Origin of the sequence: Carnobacterium sp. FSL E2-0243, from assembly GCF_038003605.1 — a bacterium.
Classification (GTDB): domain Bacteria; phylum Bacillota; class Bacilli; order Lactobacillales; family Carnobacteriaceae; genus Carnobacterium; species Carnobacterium maltaromaticum.
In genome coordinates, this window is the sequence record NZ_JBBOPM010000001.1 from 1,712,055 (window position 1) to 1,735,128 (window position 23,074).

Genomic DNA, 23,074 nt, shown 5'->3' on the forward strand with positions numbered 1-23,074 from the left:
GGATGTATTCAATATGTATGAAAATTTAATTCCACGTTTTTTACGCTATGTTAAAACAGAAACACGTTCAGATGCAACAAGTAAGACTGTTCCTTCGACGCAAAGTCAAGTAGAGTTTGCCCAAACATTAAAAGAAGAGTTGGCTGATTTAGGGATGTCACAAGTTTCATATAATGAAAAAAATGGTTTTGTTACAGCAACATTGCCAAGTAATTGTGATAAAGAAGTGCCAACAATCGGATTTATTGCCCATATGGATACGGCTGACTTTAATGCAGTAAACGTGAATCCGCAGTTCCATGAGAATTACAATGGTGAAGAAATTATTTTGAGTGCAACGGAAAATATTCGTTTAGCCCCAAATGATTTTCCTAATTTAAAAAATTATATCGGTCAAACGCTGATTACAACCGACGGCACGACCTTACTTGGCGCAGATGACAAAGCGGGAATTGCTGAAATTATGACAGCGATGGAAATACTCTTAAAAGATAAAACAATTAAACACGGAACGATAAAAGTTGCTTTTGGTCCAGATGAAGAAATCGGGATTGGAGCAGATTTATTTGATGTTGCTAATTTTGGAGCTGATTTTGCTTATACAATGGATGGCGGACCTGTTGGTGAATTAGAATATGAGAGTTTCAATGCTGCCCAAGCTGAAATTAAAATCCAAGGGAAAAATGTTCATCCAGGAACAGCTAAAAATACGATGGTAAATGCTTTGAAATTAGCTTTAAAAATTGATGCTGCATTGCCGCAAGATGAAGTTCCAGAAAAAACAGATGGGCGTGAAGGTTTCTTTCACTTAGTTTCAATGAGTGGAGAAGTTGAAGAAGCCCAAATGACGTATATTATTCGAGATCATGATCATGATAAATTTATAGCAAGAAAAAATCAATTACAAGATATCGCTAACAAAATCAATGAAGAGTCTGGTTCAGAGCGAGTAAATGTAACTTTATTTGATCAATACTATAATATGAAAGATATTATTGAGAAAGATTTATCAATTGTTGATTTAGCTGAAAAAGCTATGATTAATTTAGGAATTAAACCTATAATTGAACCTATTCGTGGAGGAACGGATGGTTCTAAGCTTTCATTTATGGGATTACCAACACCAAATATTTTTGCAGGTGGAGAAAATTTTCATGGACGTTATGAGTTTGTAGCCGTTGAAAGTATGAGAAAAGCAACAGATGTGATTGTTGAAATCGCTAAGTTGAATGTGGAAAGATAATTGTCGGATACAATTATAGCATGTCTTTATTTTGTTAGTGTGAATAGTTTATTGTTTATTTTAATGGGAGTGGACAAGTATCGAGCTAAAAAAAGATTGTGGCGAATTCCAGAAAAAACATTATTGTCCTTTGGTATTTTAGGTGGTGGATTAGGTGGTTTAATAGGTATGACCTTATTTCATCATAAAACACGTGTACCAAAATTTAAGGTTATTTATTCTTTAGGAACGATTTTAATGCTCGGAATTCTCTATTTTTTATTTTAGTATGTTAGGTAAAAAGCGCAACTTATTCAGGAATTTATTCCGTAGGTCTGCGCTTTTTTGCTAGTTACAATTTTGGGAGGTAATTTATGGAGAGCTATGTTGTATTATTAAGAGGGATAAATGTTGGTAAGAATCATCTTTTAGCCATGTCAGATTTAAAAAAGCTGCTAGAATCACTTAACTTTACTCAAGTTACAACCTATATTCGTAGCGGGAATGCTGTTATGGTTGGTAAAAATATAGATACAGCAGCATTGGCTAAAGAGATTCAGTTGAAATTAAGTCAATTGGCAGGTTTTTTAATTCCAATCGTGATTTATACGGGTAGTGAATTTAAAGAAATAGTTGAGAAAAATCTTTCGATTGCAAGCAGATTGCGTGATGATCAACAACTGATTCTAGCCTATCAACAAGAAGAAATAGTTGACATAGAGGCATTAACTTTAAGCAATGATGTTGAATCAGGCTGGATAGTCAAAAAAGCTGTTTGTATGCAAATCACTGGTCCGCAATTAGAATCAAAGTTGTTGAAAGACTATCAGAAATTATTTAAAAAAAATGATTGGACCCTTCGCAACTGGAAAACATCATTGAAATTAGTTGAACTGGTCAAAGCTTTGGATACAAGATAAAAACCAAGAGTAATAACTAAAAGCGTTATCCCCTTGGTTTTCTACTAAGTTTATTTCAAATAATTGTTATAGTGTCATTTTCAAATAGAATGACTTGTTCATCCGTAATGGGAATAAGCTCGAGTTTATCTTGATAGCATTTTATTATTTCGTTCATTTCCTTGCCTAGAAAAGCACTGTTAAGATGAGGTACAGGGTAGCCAGTTAGTTGATTTAATCCAGTATAATCACTTAAATTAGCTGCTTTATCGGAATTATCTGCTAGTGCTATATACGCAATATTTGGAGACATAATAACTGAACCAGCTGATTCTCCAATATATATTTTACCTTTATTAATTTCTGAAAGTAAAATAGTATCAACTGCTTTGTTTTTTAATTCTTGTAAAAGATAAAAAGTATTTCCACCTGAAACGTAAATATACTGATTTTTTTTAATGGTTTTTTCGATAGATTCCCGATTCTGTCTAGATATATCTAATCTTTCGATGAGCATTCCTAATTGATTAAAAGCATCAATAGCTGAATCAACATAATGAGTCATTTCTTCTACTAGACTTGCTGTATCAATAAAAGTAACGGTCTTTCCTCGTAATTCTTCCTTGGCAAATGCTTCTAGGTAATGGAAGCTATCTTTAAATGATGAAGTTAAAAACATTTTTTTCATTTTATATCTTCCCCTTTCGTTTGATTAAATTTATTCTACCACTGAAAGGTGTCAAAATAAGAGACCTTTAATTTATTTTATTGAGTGAAAATTAAAGCCCGAAAAGTCTAAACTATGTTAAAATAGCAATGAGTCAACTTTAGAAAGGTTGTGGGAAAATGGGTTTGCAATTTGTCTTAGGACGTGGAAATACAGACAAAAGAGCAATAATGCTAGAAGAAATTGCCACTACAATCACAAATAACAAGCAGGCAATGATTTTTTATTTAGTTCCAGATCATATTCAATTTGAAGCGGAAGTTTCAGTCTTAAAGAGGTTAGCTGATTTGCCTCCTTTTAATGAACAAAAAATAATGGGTGCTATGCGTCTTCAAGTATTTAGTTTTAGTCGATTGGCTTGGTATTTTTTACAAGATAGTGATCTTTTCATTAAACCACAATTAACAAATGCTGGGCTGGCTATGTTAATTCGTAAATTACTTTTGGAGCATGAAGAAGAATTAACTATTTATCGTGGTGAGGTCCGGAAGTCAGGATTCGTGCAACAGTTGACGGAGTTGTTTTTAGAACTTCGTAGTGGCAGAATCAATGAAGCTGATGTTGCAGAAATTATTGCAAAGCAAGGTGACAGTCTTAAAGAAGCTGATTTCAAATTAAAATTACAAGATATTTTATTATTATACCGTGGTTTTGAAAGAAATTTAATTGGTTCTTATATTGAAAAAGAAGATATTTTAACGGCATTAACAAAAAAAATTGAAACGCTTGATTTTAGTCAAACAACGATTTATATCGAAAGTTACCAAAGTTTTAACGCTCAGGAACAGGAACTAATTGGAGCACTTTTAAAAAAATGTAAAGATGTCACAATCGCACTTAATTTAGATCAAGGCTATCCAGTTGAAAAACCAGCTTTACATGAACTTTTTTATGCAACAGGTGAAACCTACTATCAACTCTATCAATTAGCTCGTAATGGGAATATTCCAGTGAAACAGGATTGTATCATTTCTGAAAAATCAGCTGAGTATTCAGAAGAATTAAATCAATTGGAAGATTTTTGGTTGACAAGTAGCCGCCTGTTACCCAGTAATTATAGTGAAGCTAAAGAGCTTATTTCAGTCAATGAAGGCATTGAAGTTTGGGCAGCAAGCGATAAGCAAGCAGAAGTGACTCATGTAGCAAAAGAAATTCGACGATTAGTGGAATCTGGTAAGTATCGTTATCAAGATGTATTGGTTTTAACCCGTCATTTAAATGACTATCGGGCACTTGTGAATCCAATCTTTAAAGAAAATGATATAGAGCTATTTAACGATCAAGCTGAAACGATGAATCATCATCCTTTAGTTGAATTTGTACTAGCACTTCTAGCTATCAAAAAATATAATTGGCGTTACCAAGATATTATGCGGTTACTTAGAACAGAGTTACTTATTCCTGTAAGCGATTCTGAGTTATCTGATGATCGAAAAATACGTGTCGCAGTCAGGCAACAACAAGTGAATAAATTTAGAAGTCAAATCGACATTGCTGAAAATGTTATTTTAGCTTATGGCTATGAAGGGTATCATTGGACCTCTAATAAACCATGGCATTATACTAAATTTGTTCATGAAGAGAATGCTGGACAAACAACAGAAGATCAACGAATTGAAGAAATTTCTAATAGTGTCCGTCTTTTTCTAAAAAATTTGCTTGAGCCATTGTTTAAAAAATTAGATCAAGCAAAGAATGGGTTAGCTGCTGCAGAAATCGTTTATACCTTTTTAGAAAGTAGTGGCGTATCGGACCAAATCGCTTTTTGGCGTGATCAAGCCATTGAATCTGGTGATCTAGAGACTTCTAAAGAGCACGAGCAAGCTTGGGATACATTTTTACAATTGTTAGATGAATATGTTGAGGTTTTAGGGAAAACATCTTTTGACTTAGACGCTTTTTATGAAATTATCATGACTGGTTTTGAACAAGCCACTTACAGTATGATTCCTCCAAGTATTGATCAAGTTACTTTCTCTAGTATTGAAAGTACACGAATCGGTACAACTAAAGTTACCTTTATTTTAGGTATGACAGAAGTAAATTTGCCAGCTAAGAGTGAAAATGCAAGTGTTTTAACCGAAACAGATCGCGAACTATTTTCTGCATTTTTAGAGGAAGGGAAGTATTTAAGGCCTTCGATTGAAGCGCAAACGGCTAATGAACCTTACTTAGCTTATCTAGCCTATTTAGCCTCAACAGAAAAGCTGATTTTTAGTTATCCAGTGGCAGATGATTCAAAAGAGGGTCCAAAATTATCCCCTTATGTTCAACGAATAGTTGCGGGATTAGAAATTATAATTCAAGAAAAAGTTGGAACAGTCGCCGATTTAGCACCAACAGCCTCTATTGAAGAACAACTGGAATTTATTGGAACAAAACGAAGTACGTTAACACAATTATTAGTTTTATTGCGTCAAAGAAAAGAAAATGGTGAAGAGATACCTCCATTTTGGCTAAGTTTATATCACCGAATCAAAATGGATGGCACTAAAACAGGAGCGTTATTAGAAAGGCTTAAAAGTAGTTTACAGCATAAAAACGTTCCGATTCAATTGAAGCCTGAAATTGTTGAGGAGCTATATGGTAAGGATCTTTACACCTCTGTATCACGAATGGAAAATTTTTATTCTTGTCATTTTAAACATTATGCAACTTATGGTTTAGGCTTAAAAGAACGAGATGTTTTTGAGTTATCTTCCGCCGGTACAGGTGAATTTTTCCATGATGCTCTGGATCAATTATTTAAATCGTTAAAAGAACGCAACTTACAATTAGAAAATTTAGACGAAGCTTCTTTAAAGAATGTCGCAAACGATGTTTTAGAAGTTTTATATGGAAAACCAAAATATCTGATTTTGTCGACATCTAATCGAATGAATTATATTCGTTTTCAGTTAGGAAATACAATTAAGCGTGTGGCGTGGGCTTTAGCCAATCAAAGTCGACGTAGCGGGATGACGACAGTTGAAACTGAAGTTTTATTTGGTCAGATAGCCAGTCAAAAAGGCATTGATGGGCTGGTTCTGCCTTTAGAAAACCAAGGACAACTTTATGTACGAGGCAAAATTGACCGAGTAGACACGATGGAAGTTGCTGGGGAACAGTATTTAAGTGTCATTGATTATAAATCAAGCGCACATACTTTTGATTACCGTGATGCTTATTATGGTTTAGCGATGCAAATGATTACCTATTTGGATACAGCTTTAATGAATTCTGAAACATTAATTGGAGGAAAGGCTAAACCTTCAGGTGCTTTTTATTTACATGTTAAAAATCCATTTATTTCAAATGATAAAATCAGTAATGAAGAAAATTATCAAGAAGAGCTATTAAAACCTTTCAAGTTAGATGGAATTTTACTTGAAGATGAAGCAATGTTGCGGCAACTTGATAAAAGTTTAGAACCAACTAAAAGCTCGATTGTTTATCCTTACCGCGAATTAAAAAATGAAAGTTTAAAATCAGCTAAATTTGTGAATGAATCAGAAATGAATGCTTTGAGATCCCACAATCAAGAATTATTTACGAAAGCTGGGAATAAAATCATGGCAGGAGCAACTGATTTAAATCCATATTATAAAGATAAACAAAGAATTGCCTGTGGCATGTGTCCATTTCGTTCGGTTTGTGAATTTGATGTGATGTTGCCAGAAAATAATTATCATCGAGTGGAACCGATTGATCCAAAAGAAGTTTTACGTCGCATGGCTAGTAAGGAGGGAGAAACCGAATGATGGAATTGCCTATTAAACCACAGAATAGTCGCTTTACAGACGGACAATGGCAGGCTGTCTACGAAGAAGGGCATAATATTTTAGTTTCTGCTTCGGCTGGTTCTGGTAAAACAACGGTCTTAGTTCAGCGTGTGATTGAAAAAATTAAAGCAGGTGTAAATGTTGATGAATTGTTAATTGTCACGTATACAGAAGCCGCTGCACGCGAAATGAAAGCTCGAATTCAAGTTGCGATTCAAAAAGCAATCACTGGCGAGGGCGACGTAGCAATGAAACAACACTTAGTCAAACAAGTCCCTTTATTGCCACAAGCTTCGATTAGTACATTACATGCTTTTTGTTTGCAAGTGATTCGTCGTTATTACTATTTAATTGATTTAGATCCGGTCTTTCGTTTATTGACAGATGAAACGGAAATGCTGTTATTGAAAGAAGATGTTTGGAGTGATTTAAGAGAAGAGCTTTATGGTACGGATGATAATGATTTTTATGCTTTAACGGCCACCTATTCAAATGATCGCAATGATGATGGTTTAACACGATTAATTTTTTCTCTATATGAATTTTCTAGAGCAAACCCAAATCCTCGTTTATGGTTAGAACATTTATCGGATTTATATCGAGTGGATTCTGGTGATTTAGCAGATACCAAATTATTTAAAGAGCTTTTAAAACCGCAAATAATAGAGAGTTTATATGGATTAATTGCAACAGGGCAAAAAGCTAGCAGTATCGCGGAAGGAACTGAAGAATTAACCAAACAACATGAGCTTGTTTTCAGTGAAACCTTATTTTTTGAAGAATTATTGGAATCAATTATGGGAAATCACTATGAAACAGCCTATAATCAACTAAGTGCTTTTAAATTTGAGCGCATAGCTACAGTAAAAAAAGCCGCAGATGAGAGCATTAAAGAAGCTGGAGCTGAATTAAAAGCATTACGAAACCAATACAAAGAACGATACAATCAACTTGTGACAGATTATTTTACTACTTCTCCGCAAGAAATGAGCGCAATCATGGAAAAAGCGACACCTTTAGTGGACGAGATGGCACGGGTAACACAGTTATTTACAGAAGCTTATTCTAAAGAAAAACGTCGTCAAAATGTGCTGGATTTTAATGATTTAGAGCATTTAACCTTAGAAATTTTAGCGAATTTTGAAGGAAACACATGGTCACCAACAGAAGCTTCTAACTACTATCGAGAAAAATTTAGTGAAGTACTAGTGGATGAATATCAAGATGTCAATCAATTACAAGAAAATATTATTCGTTGGCTAAGTAGTGAAGATTCTGTAAATGGAAACCTATTTATGGTGGGGGATGTCAAACAATCTATATATTCTTTTCGCTTAGCTGATCCGAGTTTATTTTTAACAAAATATGAAAAATTTGGTCAACATATTGATGGCGAACGGATCATTTTAGCTGAAAATTTCCGCTCCCGAGGGGAAGTCTTACATTTTACCAATTTAATTTTTGAACAATTAATGGATAAATCTGTTGGTCAACTATTTTATGATGAAGATGCGAAGTTAATTCATGGTTTTCCTGATTTTCCAGAAACCAATTGCCACCAACCAGAGCTGTTGATTTACGAAAAAGGCTCTAATGAGGATACTGACTCTGAAGAAGTTGAATCGGTTGAGTGGGACATGCGGATTGATGATAAAACAGAAGGTGAGTTATTAATGGTCGCTCAGCGTATTCAACAATTAATTGCTGAGAAATTTCCCATTTATGATAAAGATAAAAAGGTTAATCGACCGATTTCATATCGAGATATTGTCTTACTAACTCCAACTAAAAAAAATAATTTGATTTTACTGGATGTTTTTAAACGGATGTCTGTACCAATTCATGTTAGTGATACGCAAAATTATTTTCAAACTACAGAAATCAAAATTATGATGGCACTTTTGAAAATTATTGATAATCCTTATCAAGATATTCCGTTAGCTGCTGTGCTACGTTCGCCGATTGTTGCATTAGATGAAAATCAACTAGCTTCAATTAGAATTACGAAAAAAACGGGTGATTATTACGCAGCACTAGAAAATTTTTATAAAACTTATCAAGGTCAAGCAAAAGCCAGTCATTTTGATACGATTCTATTTGAAAAAGTTAAACGATTTATGGAGCAATTAGAGAACTGGCGCAGAATCGCTAGACGTGAACAATTAGTGACCTTAATATGGACGATTTATGAAGATACAGGCTTTTTAGACTACGTTGGTGGAATGAGCTCAGGAAAACAGCGTCAAGCCAATTTGCATGCTTTGTATCAACGAGCAGAGAGTTATGAAGTCAGTAGCTTTAAAGGATTGTTCCAGTTTGTTCGTTTTATTGAGAAAATGCAAGAAAAAGATAAAGATTTGGCTGAACCTACAGCAATCTCAGCGTCTGAAGATGCCGTACGTGTGATGACTATTCATGGAAGTAAGGGTTTAGAATTTCCAGTGGTCTTTGTTTTAGATTTGACTAAGCGCTTTAATTTACAAGATATTCAAAAAAGTTATTTATTTAATGAAGATTACGGTGTTGGAACGAGTTTTAAAGATTTAGAGCGAAGAATTAGTTATACAACATTGCCAGAGGTTGCTTTAAAAATAGAAAAAAAGAAAAAATTATTATCTGAAGAAATGCGTAAGTTATATGTAGCTGTCACAAGAGCGGAAGAAAAATTATTTTTAGTCGGATCGTATAAAAATGAAGAATCCGCTTGGTTAGAATGGGGCCAAACGGCACATTATAGTGAAGCTATTTTACCAAGTAGTGAACGTTTTAATGCCTCTAGCTTAATGAAATGGATTGGAATGTCATTAGTCAGACATCCAGATGGGAAAAATGATTATCTAGAAATTCCAGCAAAAATTGGCAGTATTTGGCAACATCCAGCTCGTTTTAAGATTTCATTTCACAACGAGAGCTCAATACGTGAAAATATACAAACTATCGACTTGGATGAAGACTCAACCTGGTTAGAAAATTTAGAAGTACAAGCTAAAAATAATGACAAACATCAAAATGATGAAGCTTTTCAACTAGCTGTTAAGCGCATGGAGTATGAGTATACTCACGAAAGTGCGACACGGACTACTAGTTATCAGTCGGTGTCAGAAATTAAGCGGCTGTTTGAAGAGCCTGAAAATGCTCGAATGGTTAAAATTGATGTAAATAAACCTCGAAATCGATTTGTTTCTGAAAAATTATCTCGTCCTAAATTTATGAGTGATGAAAGTGAACCATCAGCTGCCGAAATTGGAACAGCTACGCATTTAATCATGCAAAATATAGATTTAACACAGATTCCAACAAAAGAAAGTGTTAAAGATTTAATTGCTACATTCGTTGCAAAAGGTTTATTAACAGATAAGTTAGCTACAAAGATCCAAGTGGATGCGATATTAGTTTTTTTTACAACGGAATTAGGTGAATTAATGTTGAAAAAGCCTAAATTAGTCACTCGCGAAGCGCCATTTTCATTATTGATGGATGCTGAAAAAATATTTACGGATATGCATGAAGATGCCAGTGATAAGCTATTGATTCATGGAATCATTGATGGCTTTCTTGAAGAAGAAGATGGGTTGATTTTATATGATTTTAAAACGGATTATGTAGATCAAAACTCTACAATAGCAATTGAAAAAATTAGTAAGAACTATCGTGGACAAATGAATTTATATCGAGAAGCCCTTGAAAATATCAGTGGCAAACCTGTTAAAGCAGCTTATTTATGTTTGTTAAGTATTGGCAAGACTTTATTAATTGAGAAATAAAAAAAAACTGACTTAAGTTGCTCCTGGATACAGAGGGAGACTGCTTAAGTCAGTTTTTTAATTATTGAAAAGCGAAATCGCTTGAGAGCCCATTTGCTCAAAAGCAGCTATAAAATTTTCTTTATCCATAGAAGCATCTTTTTCACCATAAGGGTCATTAAAATAAATTGATTCAGAATCATAGCCAGTTACCACAACACTGTGCATGCTGTATGTTACATCAATCTTACCAGTTGTTGTTTCCCAAGTAACAAAATCATCTACAGGAGAAAATGTTGCTGTGGTGATAATCCAAACAGGGTTACCAGCGGCAACTTGTGCCATAACATCGGTAAAATCAGAACCAGTGCTATCAAGTACATTCTCATTTCCAACGTATTCTTTAGCTAAATTAGCAATAGGACCATGATAAACACCTAAACCAGGTGAATCATTCCCGCTAACATCTCCAACGAAAGCTTGATTAGGATTACCCATATAGCCATCATCCTCCATTAAAGGAACACTAACAAGATTATCTGCTAATTCATTTTTTGTAACTGTTGATCCGTAAAACTGAATTAGCATTGCTAAGGAAGTAACTTCACAGCCATTATAAAGACTTGGTTCGTCAAATTGATAGAGTAAGGGTACATCCAATTGAGCCGAAATAGGTAAGTCAGAGGTTTTCGTCTTTTTCTTAGGAGTGACCGCTGGTTCAGTTGATGAGATGACTGGATTTTTTTTATCAGCTTTAATATAATGCTCATTAATAAAGAACATTAAGCATACGGATAGGCTGATCAAAAATAGTAACTTTAAATAATCTTTTCTATTCTTCATTTTGATCCACCTTTTCTACACTTTTACTATCCTTTACTATAACATGAATCTATCCAACTGCCTAAGAATTAAGCCGAAGCTTAATGGATTATTTATAATTTGTTAAAATTGTCATTAAACTGTAAAAAAAAAATTAGTATACAGTAATTTTATTATGTAAACTATATTGTTTAAAAGGTGACATTCAGTTGTCTGGTTTTGTTTGTTATACTAAATTAAATTGAAAAGGTAGGGATTCTAATTATGGAAAATAAAAAAAGGAAGTTAGATAATAATCCACAGCTTACTGAAGCTTCTATTCATCCGGATTTAATCGTAACTACAGAAGAAGTTTTTCGTTATTTTGACTGGAATCAATTAGATTGGGAGGTTGAAAAACAAAATAGTGAGTATGGGGCTTATTTAATTAAGCTCGATCATTTATTGATTAGATTCAGAGTAGCGAAAACCACACCAACAAAAGTAGGCCAGTTTGTTACTTTATGGAAAAGAAATGTGAAAGGAATAATTGAGCCGTACACAAGTCAAGATAAAATGGATTTTGTCGTGATTAATACAAGATTAGGTGAGCATATCGGTCAATTTGTTTTTCCGAAAAAAGTGTTAATTGAAAAAGGGATTTTATCAGTCAATGGGGTAGGTGGAAAAAGAGGGTTTCGAGTTTATCCATTGTGGGATCAGCCGGATAATCCACAAGCAATCCAAACGCAAAAATGGCAGTTGAATTATTTTTTAGATTTAACTCAAGGTAGTCAGCAGCTAAATGCTAAATCGATTCAGCGACTATATAACATATAAGATTAAAAAAAGACAAAAAAATAATCCTCTTCTTTTACATAGAAGGGATGACTGTTTATTTTATATGAATAAAAGTAGGTTGCTACCCTCATGGACGAGCTGCAATAACCTACTCTTAGGCGATTACTAGAAGGTTTTCTTCTGCATCGCGGGAACTTTTGTAAAGTTCGAAATCTGATTGGTTCCAACCAAATTCTTGGTTGATTTGATAGTTTGGCGAATCTTCATTTAAAACGATATAGCGTAACTGAACACGATTTCCACTATCTTCTAGTTCTAACGCAAGTTGATAATCTTCATTTTTAAATAGTAAGCCTTGAATTGCCCAAACTTTTTCAATATTTGTTGTTATCATCTTTAATTTGTCACTCCTTTCTGTTGTGTTACCATCATTATACGTCAATTTACTATTTTGTCTAGCGTAAAACACAAAGTTGACATAAACTTAATATTTAAGCCGCTTAGATAGTTAATTTTAATAGTTATTTTACAAAGAAAACCATTCTAAAAGACCTGGAAATAAGGACCTTTAGAATGGTTTTCATTTATTACTTAATTCAAGCCTTGCATTAACGTTTTTATTTTTGAATTCATCAGAGATAATAGTAAACCAACAGCAATTGTAAATCCGCCGACAATCGCAAAATACATAACTTCATTTTCCGGTGAGTAAAGGGAAACGATTTGAGCATTGATTGCTTGTGCGGCTGCATCCCCTAAAAACCAGACGCTCATCATTTGAGATTGGAAAGCTCTTGGCGCGAGTTTTGTTGTGGCACTTAATCCAACAGGGGACAAACACATTTCACCAACGATAACTAGGAAAAAGCTTAGAACTAACCACCATGGGCTAACTAAAGTATCCACACCATTTAATAACGCTGGGATGACTAATATAACAAAAGAAAGACCAGCAAAGACAATTCCTATTGAAAACTTAATGGTTGTTGAAGGCTGACGTTCGCCAAGTTTCGTCCAAAGCCAAGCAAACATTGTTGACATCAGAATAACAAATAAGGGGTTGAGTGACTGGAACCAACTTGGAATTAGGTGAAAACCCATAAAATCTAAATTTGTTCGTTCATCAGCATAGATAGCTAAGACAACTGACCCTTGTTCTTCAATCGACCAGAAAAAGATACTTGCAATAAAAAGGGGAATATAAGCCCATATTCTAGAACGTTCCATATCATTTACATCTTTACTACGAATCATTTTAGTAAAATAATAAACAGGTAATGCTACCCCTAAAATACTTAGTAGGAAAATAACAAATTCAATCGTTAATTTTCCAAGTAATGCCGCACCTAAAATAACTATTGCGAGAAGCCCTATACCCTTGATTAAATTTTTATAGACTGCACTTTTTTCAGTTTCTGAAATCGGATTAGTAGGTTCAAGACCTACAGTACCTAAATATTTTTTCCCTTGGAAATAGTATTGAATTAAACCAGCTAACATCCCAAAGGCTGCGATAGAAAAACCGACATGATAGTTGTATTCTTTTTGAACAGCTCCTAATATAATTGGAGCTAAGAATGAACCAATATTAATTCCCATTACAAAAATACTAAAACCAGAATCTCGCCTTAAATCATTTTTATGATATAATCCACCAACAATTTCTGAAACATTTGGTTTTAGCATCCCTGTTCCTAATACGATAATAGCAATTGAAGCAAATAGTGCAGGTGCTCCAAAAGGGGTAGCTAAAATAATATGTCCAATCATAATTAAAATCCCGCCATAAAAGATTGTCTTTCGACTACCTAAAACGCGATCACTTAGCCAACCGCCAATGACGCTGGACATGTAAACCATTGAACCATAAATTGCCATAATCGAAGCGGCTAAGGATTTTGAATATCCAAGTCCACCATTTGCAACTGAATCATAGATATAATAAATTAAAATAGCACGCATTCCATAGTAACTAAATCTTTCCCACATTTCAGTAAAAAAGAGGGTCGATAATCCTCTAGGTTGACCGAAAAAGGTTTTTTCTTTTTTCACAGTTTTTCGTCCTCCAATATTGAATTACTTCATATAAATATACAGAGAGTATTCTCTATTAGAAATTATACTCCTAATTGACATAAATTCCATGTATCTTAAATATTTCCACATTAAAACCTAATAGATATTTAATAATTTTTTATAGAAAAAAACGAACTACTTATCTTTTAGAGAAGTAATCCGTTTTTATAAATCAGTCCTTAGAAAGCCATTCGATTAATTTTTGATAGGTCATTTGAGCTTCTTTAATGTTCGGGTCTTTATCAAAATCATGAGCTAGACCTTCAATTGTTATAAACTCTTTATTTAAAATATGTTGATTTAAATAAGCTCCAATTGAATAGGGAACATCTTGATCTGCAGTACTTTGAGCAATAAAAGTTGGAGGTAACATTTTCAGCTCTTCATTAGTTAAGGAATAGTTGGAATAGTTTTGTTGGTGTTGTAAAATTAAATCAATCCATCGGCCGGTTTGTCGTGCATACATGTAAATAGCGTACCTAGTCTCTAATGGCCCAGAAACAAGAGGCTTTGTTTGAATTAATGCCTTTTTTGTTTCTTCAGAAATTTTAGGATAGCGAAGATAAAATGAACTAGGTCTTAAATAAAAAGCTTCATTGATACTGTGATAACCATAAAAACTGATGAATTTTTTTGGCTGAACGGCTAGGACGTTTTTTTGATATAAAAATCCAAGGTAAGCCCCGGCTGAACGACCAAATAAAATAAATTCATTACTTTTTAATTCTAAGCTCTGATTAGCTTGATTTAAAAACCAGTTAATTCCAGTTTGAATGGCAGCTTCAATCTCAGGAAGTTCTACTTCTGGCGCCAAAGGGTAGTCTAATGTTAAAAAGTGATAACCAGCTGATAAAAATAATTGAATATATTCTTCAGGTAAATCAAATCGTGAACCCCATATTAACCCTCCGCCATGGAGATAGATGATGGTTTGATTTAAAGGGGAGCCTGTTGGCTGATAAAGTGATGCTTCTAATTGGTATTTTTCAGTTGTATGAAAAATAAAATCTTTGTATAAGAGCATGAAATCCCTCCAAGAGTTGGTACATTCTAAAAAAAGTAGTCTGTACGTTTAATTTAATTTTAGTATAACGAAAAGTAGACTAAAGTACCAGAGCAAAAGGAACGAATTGATTAAAGCGATTTGGCTGTTATGGACAAAGAGTTGCACATGGATTTAGCTTATTTGGACAATGCTATCTTAATGAATAGCGCTTACAATTATAAGTGTAGTAAAGACCTATAGTTGAATCAATTTTATCCAAGAAAGGAAGAAAAAAATGACTCATTTAGATTTAGATAAGGAAGTACTAGAAAGTGTTAAATGGCTTTCTAATATTGGCGCAGATCCTACAGGCGGAACAACACGTTTATTGTACTCTGATTCATGGTTAGAAGCTCAAAATGGCGTCAAGGCTAAATTAGAGGAAATTGGCATGACAACTAAATTTGATGCTATTGGCAATTTATTTGGTCGTTTAGAAGGTTCTAAATATCCAGAAGAAACTATTTTATCTGGTTCGCACATTGATACCGTTGTTAACGGTGGGAAGTTAGATGGGCAATTCGGAGTGTTATCGGCCTATTTAGCAGTTAAATTATTAAAAGAAAAGTATGGTCAACCATTACGTAGTTTAGAAGTTATTTCAATGGCTGAAGAAGAAGGTAGCCGTTTTCCTTATGCATTTTGGGGAAGTAAAAACCTGTTTAATGAAGCGAAAAAAGAAGATGTTATTGATATTTCAGATTTTAACGGCATAAAATTTGTCGATGCTATGCATAATGTAGGTTTTGATTTTAAAGATGAGTCTGAACCAATTCGTGATGATATTAAAGCATTTGTTGAAATTCATATTGAACAAGGAAATGTTTTAGAGCTTGAAGGCAAATCAGTTGGAGTTGTGACAAGCATTGTTGGACAAAAACGCTATACAATTGTGTTAAAAGGTCAGGCAAATCATGCTGGAACGACACCAATGAAATACCGTAAAGATGCAGTTTACGCGTTTAGTAAAATATGTGCTCAATCAATTGATAAGGCTCGTGAGGTTGGAGAACCATTAGTGTTAACTTTTGGAAAAGTTGAACCAAAACCAAATACAGTTAATGTTGTTCCAGGAGAAGTTCTATTCACAATGGATTGTCGTCATACCAATCAAGCTGAATTAGATGCTTTTACAGCTGGAATTGAAGCAGATATGAAGAGAATAGCTGAGGAAATGGGAATGGAGATTGAGATTGATCTTTGGATGAATGAGCCTCCAGTTCCAATGGACGAAAAAATTATCAATGTGTTAAAAGAAGTTTCTGAAGCTGAGGGAATTAATTATCGAATGATGCATAGTGGAGCGGGTCATGATTCACAAATTATTGCACCTCATATTCCAACTGCTATGATTTTTGTACCAAGTATTGGTGGAATTAGCCATAACCCAGCTGAAGATACTAAAAACGAGGATTTAGTTGAGGGTGTTCGAACAATGGCAGCGGCACTTTATAAGTTAGCTTATGTAGACTAGTTAATCAGAAAATTTTAATTGACCCAAATGCGATAAATTAGTGAGTTATTTGGGTCAATTTTTTATTAAGGCTAGTTTTTTTGAGCCTACTCCTCGAGAAAAAGATAAAAATTCGAGATGGCAAAAAACGCCATATCAATTTTTCCTATTTTCTTGCCGGAGCTAACAGGCTCAACAAACTTTTTATTAAGGCCAGTTCTTTTGAGCCAGTCCTTCGGAAAAAAGATGAAATTTCGAGGTGGCAAAAAGCGCCACATCAAATTTCCCTATTTTTCTGCCAGGCCTAACCGGCTCAACAAACTTTTTATTATAGGAGGAATTATTAATGGAGAATCAGCAAGTTGCAAAGAAAAAAGGCTTGGAATATTGGCAACAGATTATTATTATGTTGTGTTTAGGTTGGACAGTTATTTGGATTTATCGTTCAGCTTTGTCGCCAATTTTTCCAGAGTTAAACCTATCTTTAGGTGGCGGAATTAGTGATAGTTCTTTAGGGGCTATTGCCAGCTTTTATTTCTTTGGTTATACAGGGATGCAAATTCCAGCAGGTATTTTAGTTGATAAATTTGGGAAGAAAATGGTTTTAATTCCTGGTTTTACATTGTTTGCTTTAGCTGCAATCGTCATTGCAAATGCTAATGGTATTACTATGGTTTATGCAGGAAGTTTAATGGCTGGTATTGGATGTGGATCTTATTATGGTTCTGCCTATTCATTATCATCTGAAAGTATTCCGCAAGAACGTCGTGGACTTTCAACAGCAATTATTAATAGTGGTTCCGCAGTGGGTATGGGGATCGGTCTTATTTTATCAAGTTTACTAGTAAAACAATTAGGATTGCCTTGGCAAATTATGATGTATTTAGTAGCAATCTTAGTTGTCTTAATCATGATTGTCTTTATAAAAGTTATTCGTACGACTCCAGATGCTGTTGTGAATCATCCAACGGCTAAAGCAAAACATGATCCTGAGGATAAAGTTTCAATGAGCACTTTATTTGCTCCACATATGATTGCTTCCTATGTTCTTTATTTCGCAACATGTTATGGCTATTATATGGTTGTTACATGGTTGCCATCATTTTTACAGCAAGAACGTGGATTTGAAGGGGTTGCAATTGGTTTTTCTTCTGCCTTAGTTGCTTTTTCAGCTATTCCTGGAGCGTTGTTCTTTAGTCGTTTATCTGATAAGTTTCAAGACAAAAAAATTCAATTTATTGTTGTACTAGAATTATTAGCTGCAGCAATGCTTGTTTTAACTGTTATGGCTCCTACATCTGGTGTCTTACTTGTTGGGTTAGTGTTATATGGATTATTAGGAAAATTAGCTGTTGAACCAATTATCATTTCTTATATCGGGGATACTGCACCGAAAAAAGGCTATGGAACAACTTTTGGAGTATTCAATTTCTTTGGTATGAGTTCCTCAGTATTGGCACCTTGGGTTACAGGAGTGATCTCTGATGCTACAGGTTCAAAAGTTAATGGATTCTTTTTATCAGCTATTATCATGGTTGTTGGGACCGTTCTATTTTTAGGAGCCAACATTATGATGAAAAATAAAAAAGCTAAAGCGGAATAAGTATTTTTAGCAAATAGATTGGGAATGTAGGCTGAGACTTTCTCAGCCTCATTTCAACCAATAAAACAGAAGAAAATTAAAGTGAGGGATTTTTAAATGGGTTATAGAAATAAAAATACAGGTTACAATGATGATTTATTAGCGTCACGTTCAATTATAAGAAGAGGCAACTTTGCTTTGATTCCACCAGATGGTTTAGTGAATAATACAATTCCAGGTTTTGAAAATTGTGAACTATCAATTCTTTCATCACCTAAATTAGGTGCAAGCTTTGTTGATTATTTGGTTACATTGTTACCAAATGGGAAAAATACACGTGGATTCGGTGAACCAGGAGTTGAGACTTTTGTCTATGTACTTTCTGGAAAAGTTAAAATAAGTGATGGTGAAAACGAATACATTCATACGGATGGAGGCTATGTCTACTTACCCGCTGGAAAAAAAATGTATTTAGAAAATATTTATGGCGAAAATAGTGAACTCTTCCTATATAAAAAACGCTATGAAGCAATTGATGGATATGAAGCTCATGTAGTTTCTGGAAATACAAATGACATTCAAGCTGAAGAGTATGAAGGTATGAGCGATGTTCTTTTAACTGATTTACTACCTAAAGGTTTAGGGTTTGATATGAATTTCCATATTCTATCTTTTAAACCTGGAGCTAGCCATGGTTATATTGAAACCCATGTCCAAGAACACGGTGCTTATATGTTGTCGGGTGCTGGAGTCTATGTACTAGATAATGAATGGTTACCAATTAAAAAGGGAGACTATTTATTTATGGGAGCATACGTTCCTCAAGCAACTTATGCAGTTGGACGTGATGAAAGCTTTAGTTATTTATACTCTAAAGATTGTAACCGAGATGCACAAATATAAATTTTATTCGTAGAAAGCGAGTTTTTAGTCATGACAGAATTAGAAATGGTTCGAGTAACCGAATCCGAATTACATGAATTAATTCAAAAAAAATTAGAAAAAGCAGGTTTATCAAGTTTACATGCAAATACTGTAGCTGAAACCTTAGCTTTTGCCGATGCAAGAGGTATTCATTCTCATGGAGCTGTTCGGGTTGATTATTATGCTGAAAGAATCGCTAAAGGTGGAAGTAATTTAACACCTAATTTTAAATTCAATCAAACTGGACCAAGTACAGGGATTTTTGAAGCCGATAATGGAGTTGGGCATTATACGTCCAATGAAGCTTTGAAAGAGGCTATTCGTTTGGCTAAGGAGACTGGAATTGGCGTTGTAGGTGTTCACCAAATGGGGCACAGTGGGGCTTTAGCTTATTTTGTTAAACAAGCAGCCGAAGCTGATATGATTGCTTTATCAGTTTGTCAGTCAGATCCAATGGTCGTACCTTTTGGTGGTGCGGAACCTTATTTCGGAACCAATCCAATTGCCTTTGCTGCTCCTAGGAAAGATCATACTCCTGTTGTTTTTGATATGGCAACAACGGTTCAAGCTTGGGGCAAAATTTTAGATGCTCGTGCTCGCAATGTTGATATACCAGATACGTGGGCCGTTGATGGTTCAGGCAATCCAACAACTAATCCTCATGAGGTAAAAGCATTGTTACCAATCGCTGGTCCAAAAGGCTATGGTTTAATGATGATGGTCGATATCTTATCTGGAACCTTATTAGGCTTACCATTTGGGAAACATGTTTCTTCCATGTATACTGATATTACAGCTGGTCGTAATTTAGGACAGTTACACATTATTATTAATCCAAGCTTCTTTACTGATTTAGATAAATTTAAAGCAGATGTGAATCAAATGGTGGAAGAGCTTCATAAAACGAAGCCAGCATCAGGGTTTGATCAAGTTTTATATCCAGGGGAACTATCTGAAATTGTTTCTGAAAAATATAAAAAAGAGGGTATTCCAATAGTGAAAGAAATCTATGACTATTTAGTTAGTGAAACGATTCATTTTAATCGCTATGACAAGGCTAGTGCTTTTGGGGAGCAAGACTAGTCACTAAAATTGAAAATTAGGTTGATTTATCAAATGAGAAGTTAAATTAACCAGATATAAATAGTAGTTTGGGGAAGAATAGACAAATTTATTTTAGAGGGAGGAAGACTATGAAAATACCAAAGAAACAATTGCATAAACTTATTGAAACAAAAATCGAAGCGGCAGGATTGACGAAAGAACATGCTGAAATTGTAAGTGATGTTTTGACTTTTGCAGATGCAAGAGGCATTCATTCTCATGGTGCTGTTCGAGTTGAATATTATTCTGAGCGAATTGCAAAGGGTGGCATTACAAATCGTCCAGAATTTAGTTTTAAAAAAACAGCTCCGAGTTGTGGTGTGTTTGAAGCTGATAATGGTTCCGGCCACGTTGCTGCAAAGTTGGCGATGGATGAGGCAATCAAAATGGCTAAAGAAACAGGTTTAGCAGTTGTCGGAGTACGAAATATGTCACATAGTGGAGCTTTAGCCTACTTTGTTGAAATGGCTGCTGAAAATGACTTAGTTGGGATCTCTGTCTGTCAATCAGATCCAATGGTCGTGCCTTTTGGTGGAAGTGAAGCCTATTTTGGAACCAATCCAATTGCCTTTGCTGCTCCAAGCCATGATGATCGGATGATTACTTTTGATATGGCGACAACGGTTCAAGCCTGGGGTAAAGTTCTTCATGCTCGTTCACGGAATGAAGCTATTCCTGATACGTGGGCAGTTGATGAAAACGGAAATCCAACCACTGATTCAACCAAAGTAAGTGCTTTAGTTCCAATTGCAGGACCAAAAGGTTATGGCTTAATGATGATGGTAGATATTTTGTCAGGCATGTTATTGGGTTTACCATTCGGCAAACATGTCAGCTCTATGTACCATGATTTATCAGCTGGTCGTGAGCTTGGACAATTACACATCGTTATTAATCCAGCATTTTTTACAGATTTAGACCTCTTTAAAGAAAACATCAGTCAAATGCTAGATGAGCTCAAAGAAATTAAACCTAGTGAAGGATTTTCAGAAGTTAACTATCCTGGTGAGCGTGGTCGAATGCGTGAGAAGAAGTATGAAGAAACTGGCATTGAGATTGTTGATGACATCTATAATTATCTGATTGGTGATGCCATTCATTTTGATCGATACGATCACAAAAATAAATTTGCTGAATAAAAATTAAAAAAAGAATGTGAGGAATTTCAATGTTGCACACAATTATTAAAGAAAATGCCTACCAAGACTCAGTTGTTTTAATGCTTTTAACCAATAAAATTAGTACGATGGACGGTGTAAATCGAGTTTCTATTATGATGGGAACACCTGCTAATAAAGATATTATGGGCGGTAGTGGATTACGCACACCAGAATTAGAAAAAGCGTCAGCTAATGATTTAGCAATTGTTTTAGATACAGAAGATGCTTCTATTATTGATGGAGTTTTAGTTGAAGTGGACGAATTTTTAACTTCTCAAGCTACATCAGACAATGAAGTTGCAGATGAAACGGTTCGCACTTGGGATAAAGCGATGAAAATGGGCGCAGATGCTAATTTAGCTTTACTATCTATTCCTGGAACATACGCAGCTTTAGAAGCTGAAAAAGCCCTTGATGAAGGATTAAATGCCTTTATATTTAGTGATAACATGACAATTGAAGATGAATTACATTTGAAACAAAAAGCACATGAAAAAGGCTTGTTAGTAATGGGACCTGACTGTGGAACTGGAATTATAAATGGCGTTCCTATGGCATTTACAAATATTGTTCGACCTGGAAAAATAGGGATTGTTGGTGCTTCTGGCACTGGAATTCAAGAAGTTTCAACAATTATTGATAAATTGGGTGCAGGAGTGACGAATGCAATTGGAACTGGCGGTCGCGATTTATCTGAAAAAATTGGTGGAATTACAATGTTGGATAGTATTGCAGCTTTGGAAAAAGATCCTCAAACAGAAGTCATTGTTGTGATTTCTAAGCCACCTGCAAAAGTTGTTCGTGACAAAGTTGTGGCTCTATTAAGAGAAGTTTCAAAACCAGTTGTTGCAATTTTCTTAGGTGAAAAACCAACCCATCATGAAAAAAATCTATATTTTGCTTATACGCTTGAAGAGGCTGCAAAATTGGCTGTTGATGTTTTAAATGGTAAGGAAGTAACAGCGCTTGATGAATCAATTACAATTCCAGAAGTAAGCTTACAACCAAATCAAAAACATTTAAAAGGCTACTATTCAGGAGGAACTTTAGCGAGTGAAGCAGGTATGTTAATTGCTGATGCTCTTCAATTAAAAGACGGTTTAATTAAACAGGATGGCTTTGTTTTAAAAACAGATGGCAATGAAATCATTGATTTAGGGGATGATATGTATACTCAAGGAAAACCTCATCCAATGATTGATCCAGAAAAGCGTATTGAAATGATTAAGCATGCTGCAGATGATGCTGAAACGGCGATTATCTTATTAGATGTTGTTTTAGGTTATGGCGCGCATATGGATATGGCAAGCGAATTAGCACCAGCAATTCAAGAAGTTAAAGCTAAAGCCCATGCAGCAGGTCGCGAATTAGTTGTTCTAGGAACGGTTGTTGGAACAACTAGTGACCCTCAAAACTTGATGCGTCAAAAAGAAATTTTAGAAGAAGCTGGCGTAATTGTTTGCGAAAGTAATAATAAAGCTGTTCGCACAGGGTTAGGTATTTTAGGCTATCAAGTAACGGACACTGAGAAAAAAGTGGAAGCAGCGGATGCAACTGAATCTGTTGCAATTCCAGAAGTATCTGAAAAAGTGTCAGCTCTATTAACGACTCAGCCTTATGTAATTAACCTTGGTCTAAAAAGCTTTTCAGAAGCAATCCGTGAAACGGGTGGGAAAGCTGTCCAATTTGATTGGCGTCCAGCTGCAGGCGGAGATGTAAGATTGCAAAAAGTCTTATATTTCTTGAACAATTATCAAACTAAATAGAGCATTTTAA

Annotated in this window: 17 protein-coding genes; 12 read left to right on the forward strand and 5 right to left on the reverse strand. The window is 34.7% G+C overall.

Annotated features, from left to right (window positions below; translation table 11 throughout):
* Positions 1–13 precede the first annotated feature (13 nt).
* The 3 genes from pepT to MHI00_RS08015 all read left to right on the forward strand — a co-directional run bounded on the left by pepT (position 14) and on the right by MHI00_RS08015 (position 2,142).
* Positions 14–1,243 carry a peptidase T gene (gene pepT, locus MHI00_RS08005; protein WP_010053740.1) on the forward strand — a complete coding sequence of 410 codons (1,230 nt, stop codon included), beginning with the start codon at positions 14–16 and terminating at the stop codon, positions 1,241–1,243.
* A complete protein-coding gene (locus MHI00_RS08010; protein ID WP_010053742.1) occupies positions 1,244–1,510 on the forward strand; it encodes a DUF1294 domain-containing protein in 267 nt (88 codons plus the stop codon).
* An 86-nt stretch (positions 1,511–1,596) separates the two neighbouring features.
* Positions 1,597–2,142 carry a DUF1697 domain-containing protein gene (locus tag MHI00_RS08015; protein WP_187957862.1) on the forward strand — a complete coding sequence of 182 codons (546 nt, stop codon included), beginning with the start codon at positions 1,597–1,599 and terminating at the stop codon, positions 2,140–2,142.
* Between the two features lie 55 nt (positions 2,143–2,197).
* On the opposite strand, the gene MHI00_RS08020 is transcribed toward MHI00_RS08015, so the two are convergent.
* A complete protein-coding gene (locus tag MHI00_RS08020) occupies positions 2,198–2,809 on the reverse strand; it encodes a Type 1 glutamine amidotransferase-like domain-containing protein (RefSeq protein ID WP_317912129.1) in 612 nt (203 codons plus the stop codon).
* Between the two features lie 158 nt (positions 2,810–2,967).
* Between MHI00_RS08020 and addB the strand changes: the two genes are divergently transcribed.
* Positions 2,968–6,588 (forward strand): helicase-exonuclease AddAB subunit AddB, encoded by a 3,621-nt coding sequence (addB, locus tag MHI00_RS08025; protein ID WP_341112591.1) that lies wholly within the window; start codon positions 2,968–2,970, stop codon positions 6,586–6,588.
* On the forward strand, positions 6,585–10,373 hold the full coding sequence (gene addA / locus MHI00_RS08030; RefSeq protein ID WP_341112593.1) for a helicase-exonuclease AddAB subunit AddA: 3,789 nt from the start codon (positions 6,585–6,587) through the stop codon (positions 10,371–10,373). The genes addB and addA overlap by 4 nt, the downstream gene beginning before the upstream one ends.
* Positions 10,374–10,430: 57 nt before the next feature.
* Here the strand turns inward: addA and MHI00_RS08035 are convergent, their stop codons facing one another.
* Entirely contained in the window at positions 10,431–11,195 is a 765-nt protein-coding gene (locus MHI00_RS08035) for a C39 family peptidase (protein ID WP_341112595.1), read from the reverse strand.
* Positions 11,196–11,438: 243 nt separating this feature from the next.
* Here MHI00_RS08035 and MHI00_RS08040 point away from each other — a divergent pair, with 243 nt between their 5' ends.
* The gene (locus MHI00_RS08040) at positions 11,439–11,993 is read left to right on the forward strand and encodes a MepB family protein (RefSeq protein ID WP_332629061.1); all 555 of its coding nucleotides are present in this window, start codon (positions 11,439–11,441) and stop codon (positions 11,991–11,993) included.
* 115 nt (positions 11,994–12,108) lie between these two features.
* Here the strand turns inward: MHI00_RS08040 and MHI00_RS08045 are convergent, their stop codons facing one another.
* The 3 genes from MHI00_RS08045 to MHI00_RS08055 all read right to left on the reverse strand — a co-directional run bounded on the left by MHI00_RS08045 (position 12,109) and on the right by MHI00_RS08055 (position 15,054).
* On the reverse strand, positions 12,109–12,348 hold the full coding sequence (locus tag MHI00_RS08045; RefSeq protein ID WP_341112598.1) for a hypothetical protein: 240 nt from the start codon (positions 12,346–12,348) through the stop codon (positions 12,109–12,111).
* 197 nt (positions 12,349–12,545) lie between these two features.
* Positions 12,546–14,006: a peptide MFS transporter gene (locus MHI00_RS08050; RefSeq protein WP_010053755.1), complete on the reverse strand. Its 1,461-nt coding sequence runs from the start codon at positions 14,004–14,006 to the stop codon at positions 12,546–12,548.
* 196 nt (positions 14,007–14,202) lie between these two features.
* The gene (locus MHI00_RS08055) at positions 14,203–15,054 is read right to left on the reverse strand and encodes an alpha/beta hydrolase (RefSeq protein ID WP_341112602.1); all 852 of its coding nucleotides are present in this window, start codon (positions 15,052–15,054) and stop codon (positions 14,203–14,205) included.
* A gap of 256 nt (positions 15,055–15,310) precedes the next feature.
* On the opposite strand from MHI00_RS08055, the gene allC reads away from it, so the two are divergent.
* From allC to fdrA, 6 genes are all read left to right on the forward strand, one after another.
* A complete protein-coding gene (allC, locus tag MHI00_RS08060; RefSeq protein WP_341112604.1) occupies positions 15,311–16,549 on the forward strand; it encodes an allantoate deiminase in 1,239 nt (412 codons plus the stop codon).
* A gap of 325 nt (positions 16,550–16,874) precedes the next feature.
* Positions 16,875–18,131, forward strand: a complete 1,257-nt coding sequence (locus MHI00_RS08065) for an MFS transporter (protein WP_010053759.1) — start codon at positions 16,875–16,877, stop codon at positions 18,129–18,131.
* 96 nt (positions 18,132–18,227) lie between these two features.
* Entirely contained in the window at positions 18,228–19,013 is a 786-nt protein-coding gene (gene allE / locus MHI00_RS08070; protein ID WP_010053760.1) for a (S)-ureidoglycine aminohydrolase, read from the forward strand.
* 30 nt (positions 19,014–19,043) lie between these two features.
* Complete coding sequence (gene allD / locus MHI00_RS08075; RefSeq protein ID WP_341112608.1) at positions 19,044–20,117, forward strand: ureidoglycolate dehydrogenase; 1,074 nt, start codon at positions 19,044–19,046, stop codon at positions 20,115–20,117.
* A 110-nt stretch (positions 20,118–20,227) separates the two neighbouring features.
* Entirely contained in the window at positions 20,228–21,277 is a 1,050-nt protein-coding gene (allD, locus tag MHI00_RS08080; protein ID WP_341112609.1) for an ureidoglycolate dehydrogenase, read from the forward strand.
* Between the two features lie 29 nt (positions 21,278–21,306).
* A complete protein-coding gene (fdrA, locus tag MHI00_RS08085; protein ID WP_315529246.1) occupies positions 21,307–23,064 on the forward strand; it encodes an acyl-CoA synthetase FdrA in 1,758 nt (585 codons plus the stop codon).
* Positions 23,065–23,074: the final 10 nt, after the last annotated feature.

Excerpts from the sequence above, each read along its gene's own strand:
- fdrA (WP_315529246.1), top strand. The coding sequence starts at position 21,307 with ATGTTGCACACAATTATTAAAGAAAATGCCTACCAAGACTCAGTTGTT.
- addB (WP_341112591.1), top strand. The coding sequence starts at position 2,968 with ATGGGTTTGCAATTTGTCTTAGGACGTGGAAATACAGACAAAAGAGCA.
- allC (WP_341112604.1), top strand. The coding sequence starts at position 15,311 with ATGACTCATTTAGATTTAGATAAGGAAGTACTAGAAAGTGTTAAATGG.
- MHI00_RS08040 (WP_332629061.1), top strand. The coding sequence starts at position 11,439 with ATGGAAAATAAAAAAAGGAAGTTAGATAATAATCCACAGCTTACTGAA.
- MHI00_RS08055 (WP_341112602.1), bottom strand. The coding sequence starts at position 15,054 with ATGCTCTTATACAAAGATTTTATTTTTCATACAACTGAAAAATACCAA.
- MHI00_RS08015 (WP_187957862.1), top strand. The coding sequence starts at position 1,597 with ATGGAGAGCTATGTTGTATTATTAAGAGGGATAAATGTTGGTAAGAAT.
- MHI00_RS08045 (WP_341112598.1), bottom strand. The coding sequence starts at position 12,348 with ATGATAACAACAAATATTGAAAAAGTTTGGGCAATTCAAGGCTTACTA.
- MHI00_RS08035 (WP_341112595.1), bottom strand. The coding sequence starts at position 11,195 with ATGAAGAATAGAAAAGATTATTTAAAGTTACTATTTTTGATCAGCCTA.
- allD (WP_341112608.1), top strand. The coding sequence starts at position 19,044 with ATGACAGAATTAGAAATGGTTCGAGTAACCGAATCCGAATTACATGAA.
- MHI00_RS08020 (WP_317912129.1), bottom strand. The coding sequence starts at position 2,809 with ATGAAAAAAATGTTTTTAACTTCATCATTTAAAGATAGCTTCCATTAC.
- MHI00_RS08065 (WP_010053759.1), top strand. The coding sequence starts at position 16,875 with ATGGAGAATCAGCAAGTTGCAAAGAAAAAAGGCTTGGAATATTGGCAA.
- addA (WP_341112593.1), top strand. The coding sequence starts at position 6,585 with ATGATGGAATTGCCTATTAAACCACAGAATAGTCGCTTTACAGACGGA.
- pepT (WP_010053740.1), top strand. The coding sequence starts at position 14 with ATGTATGAAAATTTAATTCCACGTTTTTTACGCTATGTTAAAACAGAA.
- allE (WP_010053760.1), top strand. The coding sequence starts at position 18,228 with ATGGGTTATAGAAATAAAAATACAGGTTACAATGATGATTTATTAGCG.
- allD (WP_341112609.1), top strand. The coding sequence starts at position 20,228 with ATGAAAATACCAAAGAAACAATTGCATAAACTTATTGAAACAAAAATC.